At 62.5% G+C, this 16,785-nt stretch carries 15 protein-coding genes; 5 read left to right on the top strand and 10 right to left on the bottom strand.

Annotation, left to right across the window (positions count from 1 at the left end):
- Window positions 1-71 precede the first annotated feature (71 nt).
- Window positions 72-827 (bottom strand): hypothetical protein, encoded by a 756-nt coding sequence (locus ACZ9H4_RS28780; protein WP_408324817.1) that lies wholly within the window; start codon window positions 825-827, stop codon window positions 72-74.
- A 355-nt stretch (window positions 828-1,182) separates the two neighbouring features.
- Here ACZ9H4_RS28780 and ACZ9H4_RS28785 point away from each other — a divergent pair, with 355 nt between their 5' ends.
- Complete coding sequence (locus ACZ9H4_RS28785) at window positions 1,183-2,769, top strand: phospholipase D family protein (RefSeq protein ID WP_408146136.1); 1,587 nt, start codon at window positions 1,183-1,185, stop codon at window positions 2,767-2,769.
- A gap of 203 nt (window positions 2,770-2,972) precedes the next feature.
- Window positions 2,973-4,439, top strand: coding sequence for a metal-dependent hydrolase family protein (locus ACZ9H4_RS28790; RefSeq protein WP_408146138.1), 1,467 nt, complete (start codon window positions 2,973-2,975; stop codon window positions 4,437-4,439).
- A 71-nt stretch (window positions 4,440-4,510) separates the two neighbouring features.
- Here ACZ9H4_RS28790 and ACZ9H4_RS28795 read toward each other — a convergent pair whose 3' ends face one another.
- Window positions 4,511-5,065 (bottom strand): hypothetical protein, encoded by a 555-nt coding sequence (locus ACZ9H4_RS28795; RefSeq protein ID WP_408324821.1) that lies wholly within the window; start codon window positions 5,063-5,065, stop codon window positions 4,511-4,513.
- Window positions 5,066-5,209: 144 nt separating this feature from the next.
- On the bottom strand, window positions 5,210-5,608 hold the full coding sequence (locus ACZ9H4_RS28800; RefSeq protein WP_238812881.1) for an SHOCT domain-containing protein: 399 nt from the start codon (window positions 5,606-5,608) through the stop codon (window positions 5,210-5,212).
- Window positions 5,609-6,097: 489 nt separating this feature from the next.
- On the opposite strand from ACZ9H4_RS28800, the gene ACZ9H4_RS28805 reads away from it, so the two are divergent.
- Window positions 6,098-6,931, top strand: a complete 834-nt coding sequence (locus tag ACZ9H4_RS28805) for an amidohydrolase family protein (RefSeq protein ID WP_476122045.1) — start codon at window positions 6,098-6,100, stop codon at window positions 6,929-6,931.
- An 89-nt stretch (window positions 6,932-7,020) separates the two neighbouring features.
- Here the strand turns inward: ACZ9H4_RS28805 and ACZ9H4_RS28810 are convergent, their stop codons facing one another.
- The 4 genes from ACZ9H4_RS28810 to ACZ9H4_RS28825 all read right to left on the bottom strand — a co-directional run bounded on the left by ACZ9H4_RS28810 (window position 7,021) and on the right by ACZ9H4_RS28825 (window position 10,794).
- A complete protein-coding gene (locus ACZ9H4_RS28810) occupies window positions 7,021-8,673 on the bottom strand; it encodes an FAD-dependent oxidoreductase (RefSeq protein WP_408324825.1) in 1,653 nt (550 codons plus the stop codon).
- Window positions 8,674-8,981: 308 nt separating this feature from the next.
- The gene (locus ACZ9H4_RS28815) at window positions 8,982-10,058 is read right to left on the bottom strand and encodes an FUSC family protein (RefSeq protein ID WP_408324840.1); all 1,077 of its coding nucleotides are present in this window, start codon (window positions 10,056-10,058) and stop codon (window positions 8,982-8,984) included.
- Between the two features lie 168 nt (window positions 10,059-10,226).
- Window positions 10,227-10,430: a hypothetical protein gene (locus ACZ9H4_RS28820; RefSeq protein WP_408157279.1), complete on the bottom strand. Its 204-nt coding sequence runs from the start codon at window positions 10,428-10,430 to the stop codon at window positions 10,227-10,229.
- Window positions 10,431-10,500: 70 nt separating this feature from the next.
- The gene (locus ACZ9H4_RS28825) at window positions 10,501-10,794 is read right to left on the bottom strand and encodes a GYD domain-containing protein (protein WP_408146147.1); all 294 of its coding nucleotides are present in this window, start codon (window positions 10,792-10,794) and stop codon (window positions 10,501-10,503) included.
- 195 nt (window positions 10,795-10,989) lie between these two features.
- On the opposite strand from ACZ9H4_RS28825, the gene ACZ9H4_RS28830 reads away from it, so the two are divergent.
- On the top strand, window positions 10,990-11,691 hold the full coding sequence (locus ACZ9H4_RS28830; RefSeq protein ID WP_408146149.1) for a protein-L-isoaspartate(D-aspartate) O-methyltransferase: 702 nt from the start codon (window positions 10,990-10,992) through the stop codon (window positions 11,689-11,691).
- Between the two features lie 338 nt (window positions 11,692-12,029).
- On the top strand, window positions 12,030-13,130 hold the full coding sequence (locus ACZ9H4_RS28835; protein ID WP_408157281.1) for an NAD(P)-dependent alcohol dehydrogenase: 1,101 nt from the start codon (window positions 12,030-12,032) through the stop codon (window positions 13,128-13,130).
- 97 nt (window positions 13,131-13,227) lie between these two features.
- On the opposite strand, the gene tssJ is transcribed toward ACZ9H4_RS28835, so the two are convergent.
- The 3 genes from tssJ to tssF all read right to left on the bottom strand — a co-directional run bounded on the left by tssJ (window position 13,228) and on the right by tssF (window position 16,783).
- Window positions 13,228-13,839, bottom strand: coding sequence for a type VI secretion system lipoprotein TssJ (gene tssJ, locus ACZ9H4_RS28840; protein WP_408324826.1), 612 nt, complete (start codon window positions 13,837-13,839; stop codon window positions 13,228-13,230).
- 53 nt (window positions 13,840-13,892) lie between these two features.
- Window positions 13,893-14,885: a type VI secretion system baseplate subunit TssG gene (tssG, locus tag ACZ9H4_RS28845; RefSeq protein ID WP_476122072.1), complete on the bottom strand. Its 993-nt coding sequence runs from the start codon at window positions 14,883-14,885 to the stop codon at window positions 13,893-13,895.
- A 74-nt stretch (window positions 14,886-14,959) separates the two neighbouring features.
- Window positions 14,960-16,783: a type VI secretion system baseplate subunit TssF gene (gene tssF / locus ACZ9H4_RS28850; protein WP_476122049.1), complete on the bottom strand. Its 1,824-nt coding sequence runs from the start codon at window positions 16,781-16,783 to the stop codon at window positions 14,960-14,962.
- Between the last annotated feature and the right edge of the window lie 2 nt (window positions 16,784-16,785).

Below are 16,785 nucleotides of genomic sequence, written 5' to 3' on the forward strand. Positions count from 1 at the left end.
GGCTGTATCTCGCGGACTTGCCGTTATGAACGCCCGGGCGGCGGTACGGGGTCGATCTCCGGCGCCGCCCGTCACCACGATTCGGCACGCCACCCGCCGGATCGCAGCGACGCGTTCGCGATCAGCAGCAATGCGGCGCCGGCAAAGCCGCTTGCGACATGCTTGAGCGCATGACCGGCGACCAGATGATCCGAGAGCGCCCACACCTGCCAGTCGAGCGTTTCAAAGACTTTCGCGATCGCATAGAAAATGATGACCAGCCACCAGCCGGACAGCGCGTCGACTTTCCGTATGAGGGTCATGCCGACGATGAGCGCGAGCCCGCCGAACTGCAGGATCGCATAGGGCCACAGGCTGTCGAATGCCTGCCAGTAAACCACGGTGCCCACCGAAACGGCGACGAGTATCAGCATCTGCACCCAGCCCACGCGCTGTTTGGTCGCCGACGTCCACAGCATCGCCAGAATGCCGGCGAAAACGATCGTCATCGGAAAACGATCCCATACGAGCGTCGCGTCCGTCGGCATCTCGTGATAGTAGGCCGAGCCGAATGCCGTCAGGATCAGCCCGAGGGACGCCACCAGCATCCCGGGAAATTGCGCGGGTTGACGCGACGCGTGCCGTATCACCCAGAGAAGATTGAGCAGGCCGGCTACCAGAATGACGAGGTTCGACAGCACGTCCGACGCGTTGTGAAGCACGCCTATCGAGCGCTCGTCGGCGAAGTGATGATAAGAAGCCGGCTGCGACAGAGGCCACACGGCTTGCAGCGCCGTGCCAATCGCGAACAGCAGAACACTGCCAAACAGCAATCGGGATACCTTCACTTGCGCGACTCCTGATTGTGCAAACCGCTCGATTGATCTTTCGCCACGCGATGCCCGAACGGAGCCAGGGTTGCTCCCCGTTCGATTTTGCGCGACCCGCCCATACCATCAGGCAAACCGATTTACGCAACCGGAAGACCGCCCCGCGAATATCAGCAATCTTCCAGACATAGTATTCTGATCGCACAATGCAACGCACGGGGTTCGGCGCGAGCCTTCATGACCGTTCGCGCATTGGCCGGTGATCAGCGGTAAATGTCATTGCGATATTGCCATGTTTGCATGGCTCGCGTAATGGCCTGCCTGATTGTAAAACCAGACAGACGACAATGGCCTGAAGGACACTATGGATCGTATGCGAGCGCTGAGACACCACCCGTTCCACGCAATTCGTCGATCGACTGGCGGGATTTCAGCGTTGCTGCTATGCGCAAGCCTGCTGACCGGCTGCGCGTTGCCCTCGCTCGAAAACCGTACCGAGTCGACTTCGTTGACGCCCGCGCAGGCCGCCTCCACCGATCTCGGCCGCGCCGTCGGGCCCGCGCTCGCGACACACGCCGGCCTCGCGGGCATCTACCCGCTCTCCGATGCGCATATGGCGTTTGCCGCGCGGATGGACCTCATCCGTTCGGCGCAACGCACGCTGGATATCCAGTACTACATCTGGCGCAACGACCTGACCGGCACGTTGCTGCTCGAAGAAATCCACGAGGCCGCCGACCGCGGCGTGCGCGTACGGCTGCTGCTCGATGATCTCGGCATTCCCTCTTCTCTCGACCCGACGCTCGCGGCGCTCGAAGCGCACCCGAACATCGAAGTCCGCCTGTTCAATCCGTTCGTGGTGCGCAAGCCCAAATTCATCGGCTTCCTGACGGATTTCCCGCGCGCCAACCGGCGCATGCACAACAAGTCGCTGACCGCGGACAGCACGGCGACGATACTCGGCGGCCGTAATATCGGCGACGAGTACTTCGATGCCACCGACGGCATCGTCTTCTCCGACCTCGACGTATTGGCGGTCGGACCCGCCGCCGCCGATGTCGCGCGGGACTTCGACCGCTATTGGGCCAGTGCGTCATCGTATCCCGTCGAGCGGATTCTGCCGCAGGCGGGCGCCGGTCAGCTCGACGTGCTCGCGAGCAAAGCGCAGGCCATCGAGCGAGACCCCGCGGCGACGGCCTATATGGAGGCGTTGCGCGGCCCGCATGTCATACAGAAGATGCTGGACAACACGTTGCCGTTCGACTGGGCCACGACGCACATGATCAGCGACGACCCGGCGAAAGGCCTGCGCAACGCGCCGCCGGAGGCACTCATTTCGCATCAGATGCGCGAAGTGCTCGGCGATCCCACCCGGGAAATCGACGTCGTGTCGCCGTATTTCGTGCCGGCCACGACCGGCACGCAGTACCTGACCGGCCTCGCCGAGAAGGGCATCACCGTGCGCGTGCTGACCAATGCGCTCGAAGCGACCGATGTCGCCGCGGTTCACTCAGGCTACGCGAAGCGGCGCGTCGAACTGCTTAAAGGCGGGGTTCGTCTCTATGAATTGCGGCGTTTGCCGGGCAGTCATCATAAGAAGGAGCAGTCACCGGGTCCGTTCGGCAGTTCCGGGTCCAGTCTGCACGCGAAGACTTTCGTGGTGGACGCGCAGCGGGTGTTCGTGGGGTCGTACAATTTCGACCCGCGCTCCGCCTATCTGAATACGGAATTGGGCCTCGTGATCGACAGCCCCGAATTGGCCAGCCAGATCGAGGCGACTTTCCTCGCATATGTGCCGCAAGTCGCCTATTCGGTACAGCTCGATCCGAATGGGAAGATCTTCTGGATCGAGCGAAACGGCGACACGGAGATTCGCCACGACACGGAACCCAATACGACCTGGTACGGGCGAATGGGTGTCTGGATGCTGTCGATTCTTCCAATCGAGTCGCTTCTATAAACCTTTAATGGGGGGCAATGAGGGGCCTCCAATAAGGGGTTCTGATGATCAGGCTTTCAGTTACCATCTGAATGCCTTGCAAATAGCAGTGGGCGTTCGACGTTGACCCGATCGGGCAAGGGTTGCGTTCCTCTTTTGATCCCATCTGTCTATACTGCCCACTGGCCGACGTACAGAAATCAAAACTTTCTGGAGGGGTATCGATGTTCTCTCGCAAACCTGGCGATCAAGAAGGCGCGGATCATCCATTTGCCTGCTTCTGTCAAAAGTCCGAGATCGAATTTGCGAATAACCGCATCAGCACAGGTCTTACGCGGCGTGGCTTTGTCACCGGCATGGCCGCCTCCGCGCTGATGCTCATTTTGCCGAAGCTCGCGAGTGCGCAGACGGCGCCTCCACCTGCCAGTCCAACACGCCCTATTCTCTTCACGAATTTCCGGCTATTCGACGGAAAAACCACCACGTTGCGTGACGGGCTCTTTCTGCTCGTGGACGGCAATCGCATTCGTACGCTCACGCAGAGCAAGCCTGCCGTTCCCGACGGCACGCAGGTGATCGACTGCGGCGGCCGTGTCGTGATGCCGGGCCTGATCGACATGCACTGGCATACGATCATCGCCGCGTTGCCGCTCCCGGTCGTGCTCACCGCCGATATCGCCTACGTGCACCTCGCCGCGAGCGCCGAGGCCGAGCGTACGCTGATGCGCGGCTTCACCACGGTACGCGACGCGGGCGGCCCGGCGTTCGCGTTGAAACAGGCCATCGACGAGGGCCTCATCTCGGGTCCGCGCATTTATCCGTCCGGTGCGATGATCACCACCACCGGCGGTCACGGCGATTTCCGCTCGCTGACGGACCTGCCGAGAGCGGGAAGCAGGATCAGCAGTTCCGAGCAGACCGGCGGCAGCATCGTTGCAGATAACGCCGATGAAGTTCGCCTGCGCGTGCGCGAGCAGTTCCTGCAAGGCGCATCGCAGATCAAAATCGTGGGCAGTGGCGGCGTCTCCACCCCTCGCAGTCCGCTGGACATGCTCACTTTCACGGAGCCTCAATTGCGCGCGGCCGTCGAAACCGCCGCGGACTGGGGCACCTACGTGATGGTGCATGCGTATGTGCCGCATGCAGTCCAGCGAGCGATCGCGGCGGGCGCCCAGTGTATCGAGCACGCTCATCTGATGGACGATGCGACGGCGAGTCTGATGGCGAAGAACGGCACCTGGTTGAGCATTCAGCCATTCGTCAGCGAAGAAGACACGGTTCCTTTGAGCGGTCCGAGCAGGGAGAAGATGCTCGCCGTTTTCGCGGGCACCAACAATGCCTATACGCTTGCCAAGAAACACGGCATCAAAACGGCATTCGGCTCGGACCTGCTGTTCTCACCGGCACTCGCCACGCGTCAGGGCACGATGTTGACGCACCTGCTGCGCTGGTACACCGCCGCCGAAGCGTTGAAGATGGCCACGGGGGCCAACGGCCAGTTGCTCGAACTCTCCGGTCCGCGCAATCCGTATCCGGGCAAGTTGGGCGTGATCGAAGAAGGTGCGTTTGCCGATCTGCTGCTGGTCGACGGCAATCCGGTCGAGAACCTTGCGCTCGTCGCCGATCCGGCGAAGAACCTGCTCGTCATCATGAAGGACGGGAAAATCTATAAGAACACCCTCAGCGCGTGAGCGCTCGCCAACTGCGCGGCAGTGTCTTTCGGCGCAATTGGCGAGACCTGAGTTACCGAAGCAATCGACAATCAGAACCGCCGGAAGTCCCGGTCACGCAGAGGGTCGGGAGTGCGTTGCGTTTCACGCAACACACCGCTGGTGTCGAACGAAAAGTTGAACAACAGATGCGTGATGTTGTTCTCCACGTAGCGATACGACCACACTTCCCGTTGTGAGCGACGGAAAAAAGCGGTCTGCACGGGCTGGCCGAAATTGATCAGTACGTCTTCACGTGTCCATTTGCCGATCACCGCGCGATTGAATTCGCTGATCTGCAATACCTGGCGCACGTTCACTATCTGGCCGGATGAATCGATGTCGGCGGCGACTGTCGTCGTGCCCATCGGCTGGGTCGGCCACATGAGACGGCGGCCGCCGTCCGGCAGTTGATGGATTTCGCGCGGCGGTCCCATGCGGGCAATGATCGCCGACTGATCCTGGCCCGCATGGAATTGCTGCCACGGCTGTACGCACCCTGCCAGCGTCAGCGCCGCGACGCAGATCACCGCAGCGCGACGCAATGGCATGGATCGCCGCGCCGCCGGCGCGGCGTAATCGGCAACACGAGCAAAGCGGGTTAGCATGGATTCCTCCAGTTACGTCGCGTAGTGCAGTGAATGCACCTGAAATCTCAGTTTCGCCGATTTCATTCGCACGTCACCTTCACGCCGTTCTCGTGTTTCGAGGTGACGCCACGGGCGAAGCTCAAAGCCTGGGGGTATCGCCGATTACTGCACCAGCCGCGCTCGCAGGCGCGCATGCTCCTCTGCCGAAATCGATCCCGCCGCTTTCAGCCGGTCGAGTTTTTCCAGTTCGTCCGCGGCACTGAAACCCACCACCTGACGCAGGTCTTCGCGAGCCTGTTTGGCGCGCGCCTGGTCGCGCTCGGCCATGCCCCGGCCTTGCGTCAACAGATAAGCGAATATGCCGATATAAGGCAGGATGATAAGCAGAATGACCCAGCCGACTTTCCCTAAACCAGAGACGTCACTGCGGCGGAACAGATCGCCCGATACCGTGATGAGCAACCAGAACCACAGGATAAACATGAATACGGAAAAGACGTCGGCCAGAAAATTCGGGAATGTGAAACCACCGTTAAAAAGCATTTCTTGTTCTCCAGTCATTCGAATTACGATTGAAAGGCACAAAAGCTATCCACGTATGGTCGCTTGCTATGGACGGCTTACGCGGTCGGCACAGTAGCGCTGGCAATTTACCATGAGAGCTGGTCAATTGTTCAGGTCTTTCTCGACGAACGGTATGAACGGCGCGGGTGGCGGAGACAACAGGTGCAAGCCGCTTGCTGGTCTTTCGGCAGGTATTCCATGAAGATCGAAGGCGAGCGGCCGGGGGGCATTGCGGCGCACTGAGTCGACGGGGCGTAACGGTATGCGCGTTTCATCTTCGTCCTCCTGTTTTCGCAGTTTGATGCCTACCCGTTTAAACTTTATAACTTATATCGGCATGATGACGCGAGATTTTTTTAGAGACGCGAGTACATTGCGTTGCCGCGCCGAAAGCCGATCGGGCCGCTTGCACTCGCCTACCCGGATACGCGCATACTTCCCTAGGTTGTGCACCACGATTACGCATCTCCCTGAGAACTCCTATCAATGAACATCTTCGATGAACAGAAGATCGACTGTCATAACCATATCTTCGATCCCGCACGTTTTCCTTATCGATCCGACACTGCCTATCGCCCATCGATGCAGGAGATCGGCACTGCCGCGCAGTTCACGCATGTGATGGATGCGTGCGGAGTTCGTCATGCATTGCTGGTCGGTCCGACGAGCGGCTATCGCACCGACAATCGCTGCATGCTCGACGCGATCGAGCGGGGCGGCGATCTTTTCAAGGGTATCGCGGTGGTCGATCACGCCGTGAGCCGCACGGAATTGCTCGACATGAAACGCGCGGGCGTGGTGGGCATCGCCTTCAATCCGGCGATGGACGGCGTCGACTCGATGGCCACTGCCGACGCGCTCTTCCGTATGTTGACCGAGCTCGACATGTTCGCGCAGATCCAGACCGTCGGTGATCAACTGGTCACACTGCAAGCGCTAATCGAGCGGACCCGGACACGGATACTCATCGACCACTGCGGTCGCCCCGACCTCGCGGCGGGTATCGAACAGCCAGGCTTTCAGACGCTGCTGCGGCTTGCCGACAATGATCGCACCGTCGTGAAGATTTCCGGACTGCAGAAGTTCTCGCAGCTTGACTACCCGTATGAAGATGCGCAGATTTTCGTGCAACAGCTTCTTCGCACGTTCGGACCGGACCGTTGCGTCTGGGGTTCGGATTGGCCTTTCCTGCGCGCGCCGGCGCGGATGGATTACGCACCGCTTCTGACGCTCGTGCAACGCCTGATTCCCGATTCCGATGCGCGTCGGCGTGTGCTGTGGAGTACGCCGTGCCGGTTGTTCGGCTTCAGTGCGACGTGAGGCGTTGAATCGGCGGTTGGAATAGCGCATGGCAAACCAGCGCGTAGCTAGTAGCACGTAGCCGTCGCACCGTAAGTACCGGCTCCCCACTATCCAGCATCGTTCTGCAGATACTTATGAGCGAACGCAATCGCCATGCTGCCCTCACCCACCGCGGACGCAACGCGTTTAACCGGACTCAACCGCACGTCCCCGCAAGCAAATACTCCCGGCACACTCGATTCGAGCAGATAAGGATCGCGGCGATGAGACCAGCGTCCGGCCTTCACGACATCGTCGCCGGTGAGCACATAGCCGCGTGCATCGCGGGCGATTTCCCCGGGCAGCCAATCGGTCTGCGCATCGGCGCCGATGAACACGAACAATCCGCCGCAATCGTGCCGGCTCACCTCTCCACTGAGTGCGTCGCGCACATCGATCGCCGCCAGATGCGTATCGCCGTACGCGCCGACAACCTCCACCCGCAATTGCACCTTCACGTTGGACTTGCCGCGAAGCTGCTCGACAAGATAGCGCGACATGCTCTTCTCGAGCGAATCGCCGCGCAGAACCAGCGTCACCATGCGCGCGTGATTGGCGAAATACAACGCAGCCTGGCCGGCCGAGTTGCCTCCGCCGATCAGATAAACGTCAAGTCCGTGCGTAGCGCTCGCTTCGCTGCGTGACGCACCGTAGTAAATGCCTTTGCCGATGAAACGGTCGAAGCCGTCGATCATCAGACGCCGCCACGTCACGCCGGTCGCGAGAATGATCGTCTTCGCGCGAATCACGTCGCCGCCGTCGAGATGAACGTGCCGATTGTCGACGTCGATCCGGGCCACCGAGCGCGTCACCAGAATCTCGGCGCCGAGCCGCCTCGCCTGCTGCAATGCACGGCTTGCGAGTTCGTCACCGGACACGCCGTTCGGAAAGCCCAGGTAATTCTCGATACGCGACGATGTCCCCGCCTGCCCGCCCGGCGCTTCGCGCTCCAGCACCACCGTGCGCAAACCCTCGGACGCGCCGTACACCGCCGCGGCGAGACCGGCCGGCCCGCCGCCGATGATCATCGTGTCGTATTCGGCGAGGCGGGGCTGTGTTTGCAGGCCCAGCAACTCCGCCAGCTCGCGTGTCGCGGGCCGGTTCAGCACGCTGCCGTCGACCAGCCGCAGCGCGGGACAGTCCTCTTCCGCCGGGGCCGGCCCCGGCCAGCGCGCCGCCAGTTCGGGCGCGTCCACCGCGATCCAGTCGTAGCTGATCTGGTTGCGGGCCAGGAACTGGCGCAGCGCCGTGCAGGCGCCGTCCCAGCGGCTGCCGACCATGGTCACGCGGATCTTGGGCGGTTCGGCGGAAAGACCCTGCAAACCGCCGATGCGCTCCCGTGCGAGCGCCCCCATTTTCAGCGCAACGTCGGGTGACGCGGCGGCCAGCACGTAGTAGCGCTGCGCGTCCACCCGCATCACACGCGAGGGCTCGGCTGCCCGATAGGCGCCCGGAAACGGCGAACTCAGCGCGAGCGGCACTTCGCCGAAGAGGGTTCCCGGCAAGCGCCAGCCGAGCGTGCGCTCGACGCCGTCGAAGGTCTTGATGACTTCCATCTTCCCCGCGAGAACGACATACAGCGCGCGCTCGCCGCCTTCGTGAACCGCGAACTCACCGGCGCACAGATGGAGATCGGCGGACGTGTGCGCGAGATGCGCCAGTTCGTCGTCGTCGAGGGTGGCGAACAGGGGCACGGTGCGGATGTCGTCGATGGTCAGCATGGTCTCGTCCAACGGGCAAGTGAAGTGAAGCCCGGACCTGGTGATGGGTCCGCAGCGGGCACGACGCCGTAAAACTCCCCCTACCGATACTGCTGGACTAGCTATGTGACCGCATACCGCAAGCAACGTCGCGCGGCAAACGGCCGGCAGACCGGCGCAGTATAGAACGTTCTACAAGCCCAGGCCGCCACGCAATGGCGTTCCCGGCATGTTCAACGCGCGCGGGGATTCGACGTTCACCGCGTGTCCAACCGCGCGACAAACCTTGGCCGATCGCCGCGAACCATCGCTAACTTCGCGGCAACACTTCAGGACCGCAAAGGAAAGATCAGTTTCGCGGCCGCCAGTCCGAGCGCGCCGCCAAGGAGCGTTTCCCATGCGCGTGCGGCAAGCAGCGCAATCGAATGCTCACCGCCGATCGCCAAGGTCACGATCAGCGTGAAGGCGAATGCGCCGGAGGCGATGTCGTAGCGCTCGGGCAGCGCCATCGCGTAGACGATCATCGCGAGCGCGGCGGCGACCCAGGCCAGCAACGGCGCGTGCTCGACGAGCGGCAGACACACCAGACCCAACGGAACACCGATCAAGGTGCCGATGATCCGTCGACGCACCCGCGCCGCCGTGCCGTTCGCCGAGCCCGCGACGACGTAGGTGCACGCGGTGATCGCCCACGCCGACTCCTTGAGGCCGATCGCCTCGTTCAACGCGACCACGATCAGCGCGCCGCTTGCCGCCTGCAAGCCCATGATGAGTTCGGGCGCGAGTCCCCAACGGTCCGGCATATCGACGGGTGACAGCACGGTGGTCGCCGGACGTTCGGCCGGCCCGCTGAGCATGCGCGGAACGATCGACGCGAGCATCGCGATCAGTGCGGCGACGGCGAGCGCCGGCAGGTCGGCGAGCGTCAGGTGCGCGCCGTAGGCTAGCAACTGCCCGATGTAGACCTGTGAGCCGATTCCCGCGCCGAGAATGCCGAAACGCTTCAGATAGCCGACAAGGAACGCTCCCGTTACGAGCGTCAGTTCGGGGCCCGCGCTTGCGATGGCCTGCAGGAGCGGCGCAAAGCCGATGAACATTGCCGCGCCTAGTGCGGCGGCGGCGCACAGAAGCGTCAAATCCCGGCTGGATTCGGGCCGCGTGACACGCGCCTCCGACACACTTGCCCACAGCGCGAAGCCGGCGGCCAGCGAACCGACGGACATCGCGCCGGGTAGATTGTGCATGATGTCCTGCAATGTCCCGAGCGCCGCCGCAATGCCGTAGGCGGTGACGAGCCGCAGCCCCTTGATCCGGCGATGCATACCGGGATCGACCTGTTCCAGCCACGTGATGGCCGATCCGAAGGCCGTGAATTTGCGGTCGGTATGGGCCGGTTCGGCTGGAATGCACTCGTTCGACGTACAGCTCTGGTGGTCGGCGCTGACCGGCTGTTCGTTATCCTCGGAAATCGATTCTTGTTTCACGGCAGGCGTGTGGGTCGAATTGAGGTACTCGCGCGGCCCAACGTCCGCTTCAGACGCGCTTCAGCCGTCAGGCGAAAGCGGCTCGCGAGCCTAATGATCCACCGCCAGCGCTTTCAGACGGGCGTCGCCCGCGTCTTTCGCGGCGGCGCGCGTTTCGTACGTATCGTCCGATACGAGAGAGCGTTTCACCTCGCGGCTCCTGAAGTCGACCAGCGTAATCACCCACACATACGCGCCAGTCTGCTCGGCTGTTTGTACGAAAGCCTGCACGTCGCTTTTGTTGTCCGCATTCATCTTGATCTCCGAAGAGGGTCACGCAAGAACAGATTGCACAGGAGATCAACCCCTGTGCCAGCCGGCTAAATTATGGGAGCCGACCAATAATCGAACCGATTTCGTCTTTGGTGAAAGCGCGCAGTGTCTGCGTGCGGATATTGCCCGCCGAGCCCAATGCCAGGCCGAAAGCGGTGAAGCCTTGTTCGTCGGCGGCATCGATGACCGTGACAATGTCATATTCGCCCAACGTCCAGTAGATCTCTTTCATTTCGCAGCCGAAGCCTTTCGCCATTTCCGCCGCCTGCGCGGCCCGCTGCGGGCTGTTCTTGATCGTGCGGATGCCCTGATCCGTAAATTGCGCCAGAACCACATATTTCAGCATGATGATTCCCCTTACGATTGACACGTGTTGGGATTCGGACGCGCGAGCGGCGCCGCAAACGCCACGTATGGTTTTTGCCGTGCCGTTCTGCGCGTAAACTGATTCTAGGCAATCCAGTCGCCTGCCACGCGTCATTTGTCCGTATTCGATGAAGTGCCGGCATGCGGTGGCGCCTGCTGCAACACGGAGGTGGCTATGACCGACTTCAACGAGGCCCGGGAACGGATGGTCGAATCGCAGATCGCTCGCCGCGGCATTTGCAATCCGCGTGTCCTGGCGGCGATGCGGCGTGTGCCTCGCGAAGAATTCGTTGCCGCCGATCTGCGGGAATTCGCGTACGACGACACGCCGCTGCCGATCGGCAACGAGCAGACCATCTCGCAGCCGGCCATCGTCGCGGCGATGATCGAGGCCGTGGACCTGCGCCCCGGCGAACGGGTTCTCGATGTCGGCACCGGTTCAGGCTATGCCGCCGCGGTCGCCGCGGCGATCGCCGGCCATGTGTACTCGATTGAACGCCATGCCGGGCTGGTCGACTCGGCTCGGGAAATCCTGCGCAGACTAGGGATTTCCAACGTGACCGTGCATCACGGCGACGGCACGATGGGTCTCGCCGAATATGCGCCGTATGACGCGATCATTGCGGCGGCGGGCGGACCGCATGTTCCTCAGGCGTGGTGCGGGCAACTTGCGGCCGGTGGACGGATCGTCATGCCCGTGGGGCGCGATCCGCATTGTCAGCGGCTGATCAAAGTCGTGCGGCGCAGTGAACAGGACTATGAAAGAAGCTGGCTCGGCGAGGTCAGGTTCGTGCCGCTGGTAGGGAAGGATGGGTGGCCGGTGGAGGATTGCGGGGCGCGTGCGGGCGACGAGATGCTGCCGTGGGAAAACAGGTGAGCCGGCGTCAGTTACGCCAAAAAGCCCCTTCTCGACCGCTTTACTTTCTGCGTCAACACCATTGCGCTGTCCTTACGAAACACCAGCGAACGATAGAAGCGCCAGCCAATGCGTTCACACGCCCCCTTGATCTGGCGCAAGCATTTCGCCATTCGCCATGCTCTTCCCCTCGCAAAGCAGGCACTATTCCTGGCGGAGTAAGATGCAATCGCGGCTACGTCGGTGGAAAGTGGCGAAATAGCTGCGTCGGGTTCGCCAGTCGCACCTATGCGTTCGAGCAGGTGCCAAAGTGCGAGCACCTTTGAGATGCCGTTGCCCCCAACCGGAAGGAGACATTCATGACCGCAATGATGAAAGCCGCCGTATTCGTCGAACCGGGCCGTATCGAACTCGCCGATAAACCCATGCCCGACGTGGGTGCCAACGACGCGCTCGTGCGTATCACCACCACCACGATCTGCGGCACCGACGTACACATTCTCAAGGGCGAATACCCGGTCGCCAAAGGGCTGACGGTCGGTCACGAACCCGTGGGTGTGATCGAAAAACTCGGCAGTGCGGTGCGGGGCTATCAGGAAGGCCAGCGCGTGATTGCCGGAGCCATTTGCCCCAACTTCAACTCATACGCGGCGCAAGACGGCGTCGCGTCGCAAGACGGCAGCTACCTGATCGCCGCAGGCCTGTGCGGGTGCCACGGCTACAAGGCGACGGCGGGCTGGCGTTTCGGCAACATGATCGACGGCACCCAGGCCGAATACGTGCTCGTGCCCGACGCGCAGGCCAACCTCGCGCCGATCCCCGACGGCTTGACCGACGAACAGGTGTTGATGTGTCCCGACATCATGTCCACCGGTTTCAAGGGCGCGGAAAACGCCAACATCCGGATCGGCGATACGGTGGCCGTATTCGCGCAAGGTCCCATCGGCTTGTGCGCCACGGCGGGCGCGCGGTTGCTGGGGGCCACCACCATCATCGCAGTGGACGGCAACGAACACCGCCTCGAGATGGCCCGCAGGATGGGCGCCGATGTCACGCTGAACTTCAAGAATTGCGATGTGGTGGACGAGATCATGAAGCTCACGGGCGGACGCGGCGTCGATTCGTCGATCGAGGCGCTTGGGACGCAGGGCACGTTCGAATCCTCGCTGCGTATTCTCAAGCCGGGCGGCACGCTGTCGAGTCTTGGCGTGTACTCATCCGACCTGACGATTCCGCTCGGCGCCTTCGCGGCCGGTCTCGGCGACCACAAGATCAACACCGCGCTTTGCCCTGGCGGAAAAGAGCGCATGAGACGGCTGATGAACGTGGTGGCGTCCGGACGTGTCGAGCTTGGCCCGCTGGTCACGCACCACTACAAGCTGGACGACATCGTCGCCGCGTACGATCTGTTTGCGAATCAGCGGGACGGGGTGCTGAAAGTGGCTATCAAGCCGCATTGAGCGGAACACCGGGGGGCATGCAGGGTCGTGTCGTCGCGCGACAGGGCGCGCGACGCAATGACTACTGCGCACTTCGAACTCGAGCGATTCGCGCCGCTCATCCCGCCTGCGTCCCGTACTCCGTCACCGCCGCGGGCTTGGGCTTCGGCGGATTAGGCATGCTTTGGAGCGGCGCGTTGCGCCTGATCGTGTCACCCGTTGCGCCGACGAGCGTCAGCATGTTGTCACGCGCCTCGATCTTCACCGGATCGGTCTTCTTCCATTGCTTCCTCGGAATCACGAGCTTCCACGTCGCGTCCTGGCCCGCGTCGCGAAAAAACGCGACCACGCCGACATATTCCGCGTCGCCGTTCATCGGCTCGCTGATGCTCGCGCTTGCATCGGGACGCAACACGACGTCTTTCGTCGCCAGCAGATCCGCCTTCAGCGTGTCGAGATCGTTCGTCTGCAACTGCCGATAGTCGAGTTGCTGAAACGTCTGCGGCGTCTTCAGCTGATAGATCCGCACCACCGTCGACAACGATCGTCCCGCACCGTCCGCATTCAACGAGGCCCGGCTGACGAGGTCCACGTTCATGGTTTTAACCTGTGTCGTGAACACCCATTTCGCGGCATCCACCGTGCTGTCCGTCACGGCCTGCCCCACTCCGCATCCTGTGATGGTCACGAGGGCGCACACCGAGACGCCGGTTCGAAGCTGTCGCATCATCCTGTTGATCCTCTTGTCTTGCTTATGCATTGATCGCTGCTCCCGTGGCCGGGTCAGTGCTTGTGTCGGTGCGCCGTGGATCGCTCACGGATGTCTCGCTCGCTGCCGCCCGTCCACGCCCCCAGTTGCACGCGTGTGACCTTAGCCGCAGCGGCGCCTGTGCGTGACGGCGGCAACTGCGTCGTGAAGCCCAGACTGACCTGGGCGGAGTTCAATTGCTGCGCCGGCATCAGGTCGGGGCTGACGTGCATTTCCAGATGCGCGCGCGCCTCGTAGCCGAGGTAAAAGCGCAGCAATGCCATCAGTTCGCGATGATTGCCGCGTCCTGGCATGAGTCCGAGCACCGCTTCATGCGTGTGCGGCGTAATCACCACGCGCACCGTATTCGCCCGATCGTAGAAACCGCGGCCCAGCAGGCAACCTTCGCCTAGCGCACCCGGCGTGTAATCGTGCGCGGTGATCCAGACCGGATGGAATTCCTCGACCTCGATCCGTGCGTCCGGCACCGCGTGCTGAAGCACGCCCGCCAGTCCTTCGGCTGTGCGCGTTTTCTGGCCCGCGAGACCGAGCATCGACAGCAGCTTGCGCGAGCCGACCGCCTGAGCGATCTCCGGCGCGCCGAAGCCAAGCCCCGCGAAGCTCAGCAGGTAGCGCGAAATCTCATCGGTCCCGCCGCTGCGAAAGCCCGCCGGATAGCGGTACTTGCGCCACACGCGGTAATACTGCGTGACCACACGGTGATGGAACAGGCCGAGAAACCCAGCCAGCGGCTCCGCGCCGTCGCGGTTCTGCGCGATCTCGTCGACGAAGTACGACGGCATGCGCGCATCGACTCCGTACAGCCCCAGAAAGGTCGTGCGAACCGTCGGCGGCGCCAACGCATTGTCCGGGCCATATTCGACCGCGTCGATCTCGCGGTTCGGAAATCCAAGCCGCACCCGCGAGCGGAAGCGCACCGGCTCGGCGGATGGCGAGTCGGTCGTGCCCAATGGGGGCTTGTCCGGTGCGGCCAGTTCGATCAACTCGCAGAAGCGGAAGAAATTCATCCGTGTGGCGTCATCGAGTAAGGCCGGCAGCAGCGTCCGGTCCGCGTACGATGCAAACTCCCTGCCCGGCGCGTTCAAAACGGTGCTCCTTCGCCCTTCGTATCGGGCCATTCGATGCGGCGGCCGGTCGGCTGCGACACGACGACGAGCTTCGTGAACAGATTCAGCGTCGCGTACAGCCCAAGGAAGCGGTTTAGCATCCCGCTAAACAATTCGACGTCGCCGTCGCCGGCAAACTGGTTACTGTCGAGCGTCACCTCGATCTCGACGCCGCGCTGCAATCCGCCCTTCACGAGCTTCTGCAACAGCCGGTGCTTCACATCGGTGATCGCGTCGACGCGGCGCCGGTTCAGCTCACCGTCGGTCCAGTCATACAGCGCCAGCGAGCCGCGCAAAATCTCCGGGTTCAGCAGCGACAGATAGTTCGGCGCGAGATGCGACAGCACACGCCAATGGAAACGGTCGCCGGTCGGCGGATAGACCGGCAGCGTCGGTGCGCTCAGGTTACGCACCGAGCCGATGTTGGTGAAACCGCTGCGCATCCTCGTAATGCCCGCTTCGCGCAGCCCCTTGCGCGGCAGCATGCCGTTGGTGCCGGTCACGGATAACGACAGCGTTTCCTTCGGCAGCGTCGCCTGCTGCTCCCAAGCATGACCGCCCAACACGACCCACGTGTCGAAGCGGCCCGAGGGGCCGCGCCGCACGCGCGTGTGGAAATAGCGCTCCGGCATTTCATGCCGCAGCATGCCGCCGCGATGACGAAACGACGCGAACGGCGCGTATTCGAAGCGCCGGCCCGAGCTTGCCTCGAAGCCCTGCACGGTATCGACCGAATAGACATCGACGTGCTCGCCATACTGCTCGATCGCGTGGACACGGTATTCGGTGTCGAACTGCGTGGCGACGATCGGGTCCGCTTCCAGTTGAAAGAGGTTGATGATCGGCGTGCAGAAGAGGCGCACGTTGTCGGCGGAGAAGCGCATATCGTCCGGATAGCTCTTTTCCAGCACGACCTCGATGTCGAAATACGGCGCATCCTGCGCGATGGCCTGCATGTCCAGACCGAGCAGGTCCACGAACATGAATTTCTCGGGGAACGTGAAGTACTCGAGCAGCAACTGATAGCCGCCGAACGCGTTATCGGCCTTTGGCCATAAGCGCTCGTTGCTCGCGAAGCCGGCCGGTTCGATGCGCAAGCCCGGCATCGCTTGCGGCGTGCCGGGACGATCAGCCGGATAGCCCGGCATGCGCACGTTGATCGCCATGGGCCTCGCGGTGAGCGCCGCATAGAGCGCGAGCGCGACGGGCCGGTCCGCGTTCAGGAACAGGCGCAGGCGCGGCACGTCCAGTTGCTCGCGCCGCGCCTGCGGCTGCACTTCGAGCCGCAAACGCAGCACCGAGCGGCCGTCCTCGCGCGCGTAGGCGTTGGCTTCGCTCAGATACAACGGATACAGGTCGACTTCCTGGGTGGTCCGGTAGATGCACTCGACGCCTTCGTCGCCCGCACCCGAAGACGATCCCGCGGGAATCGGATCGGACGCGACCTCCAGTCCCGCCGCGAGCGTCTCGTGCTTCTGCAACGCGCCGTTGGTCGGACTGAGTTCGAGAATCGACAGCGACGGGATCATGCGCAGATAGTGCGGCCACAGCATGCTGACGAGCCCTTCGGTGAGTTCGGGCAGTTCGTCGTCCAGCTTGTGGCGCAGACGTCCCATCAGGAACGCGAAGCCTTCGAACAGACGCTCGACGTGCGGATCGCGCTCGCCGATGCGGTCGATGTTGAGCATGCGCGCGCGATCCGGAAACGCCCGGGCGAATTCCTTGCCCGCCTCGCGCAGGTAGCGCATTTCCGCTTCGTAGTAGCGGAGGATTTCGTTGTCTTTGGTGGCGCTGTTCATGG

The organism is Paraburkholderia sp. TE9906 (assembly GCF_056279605.1).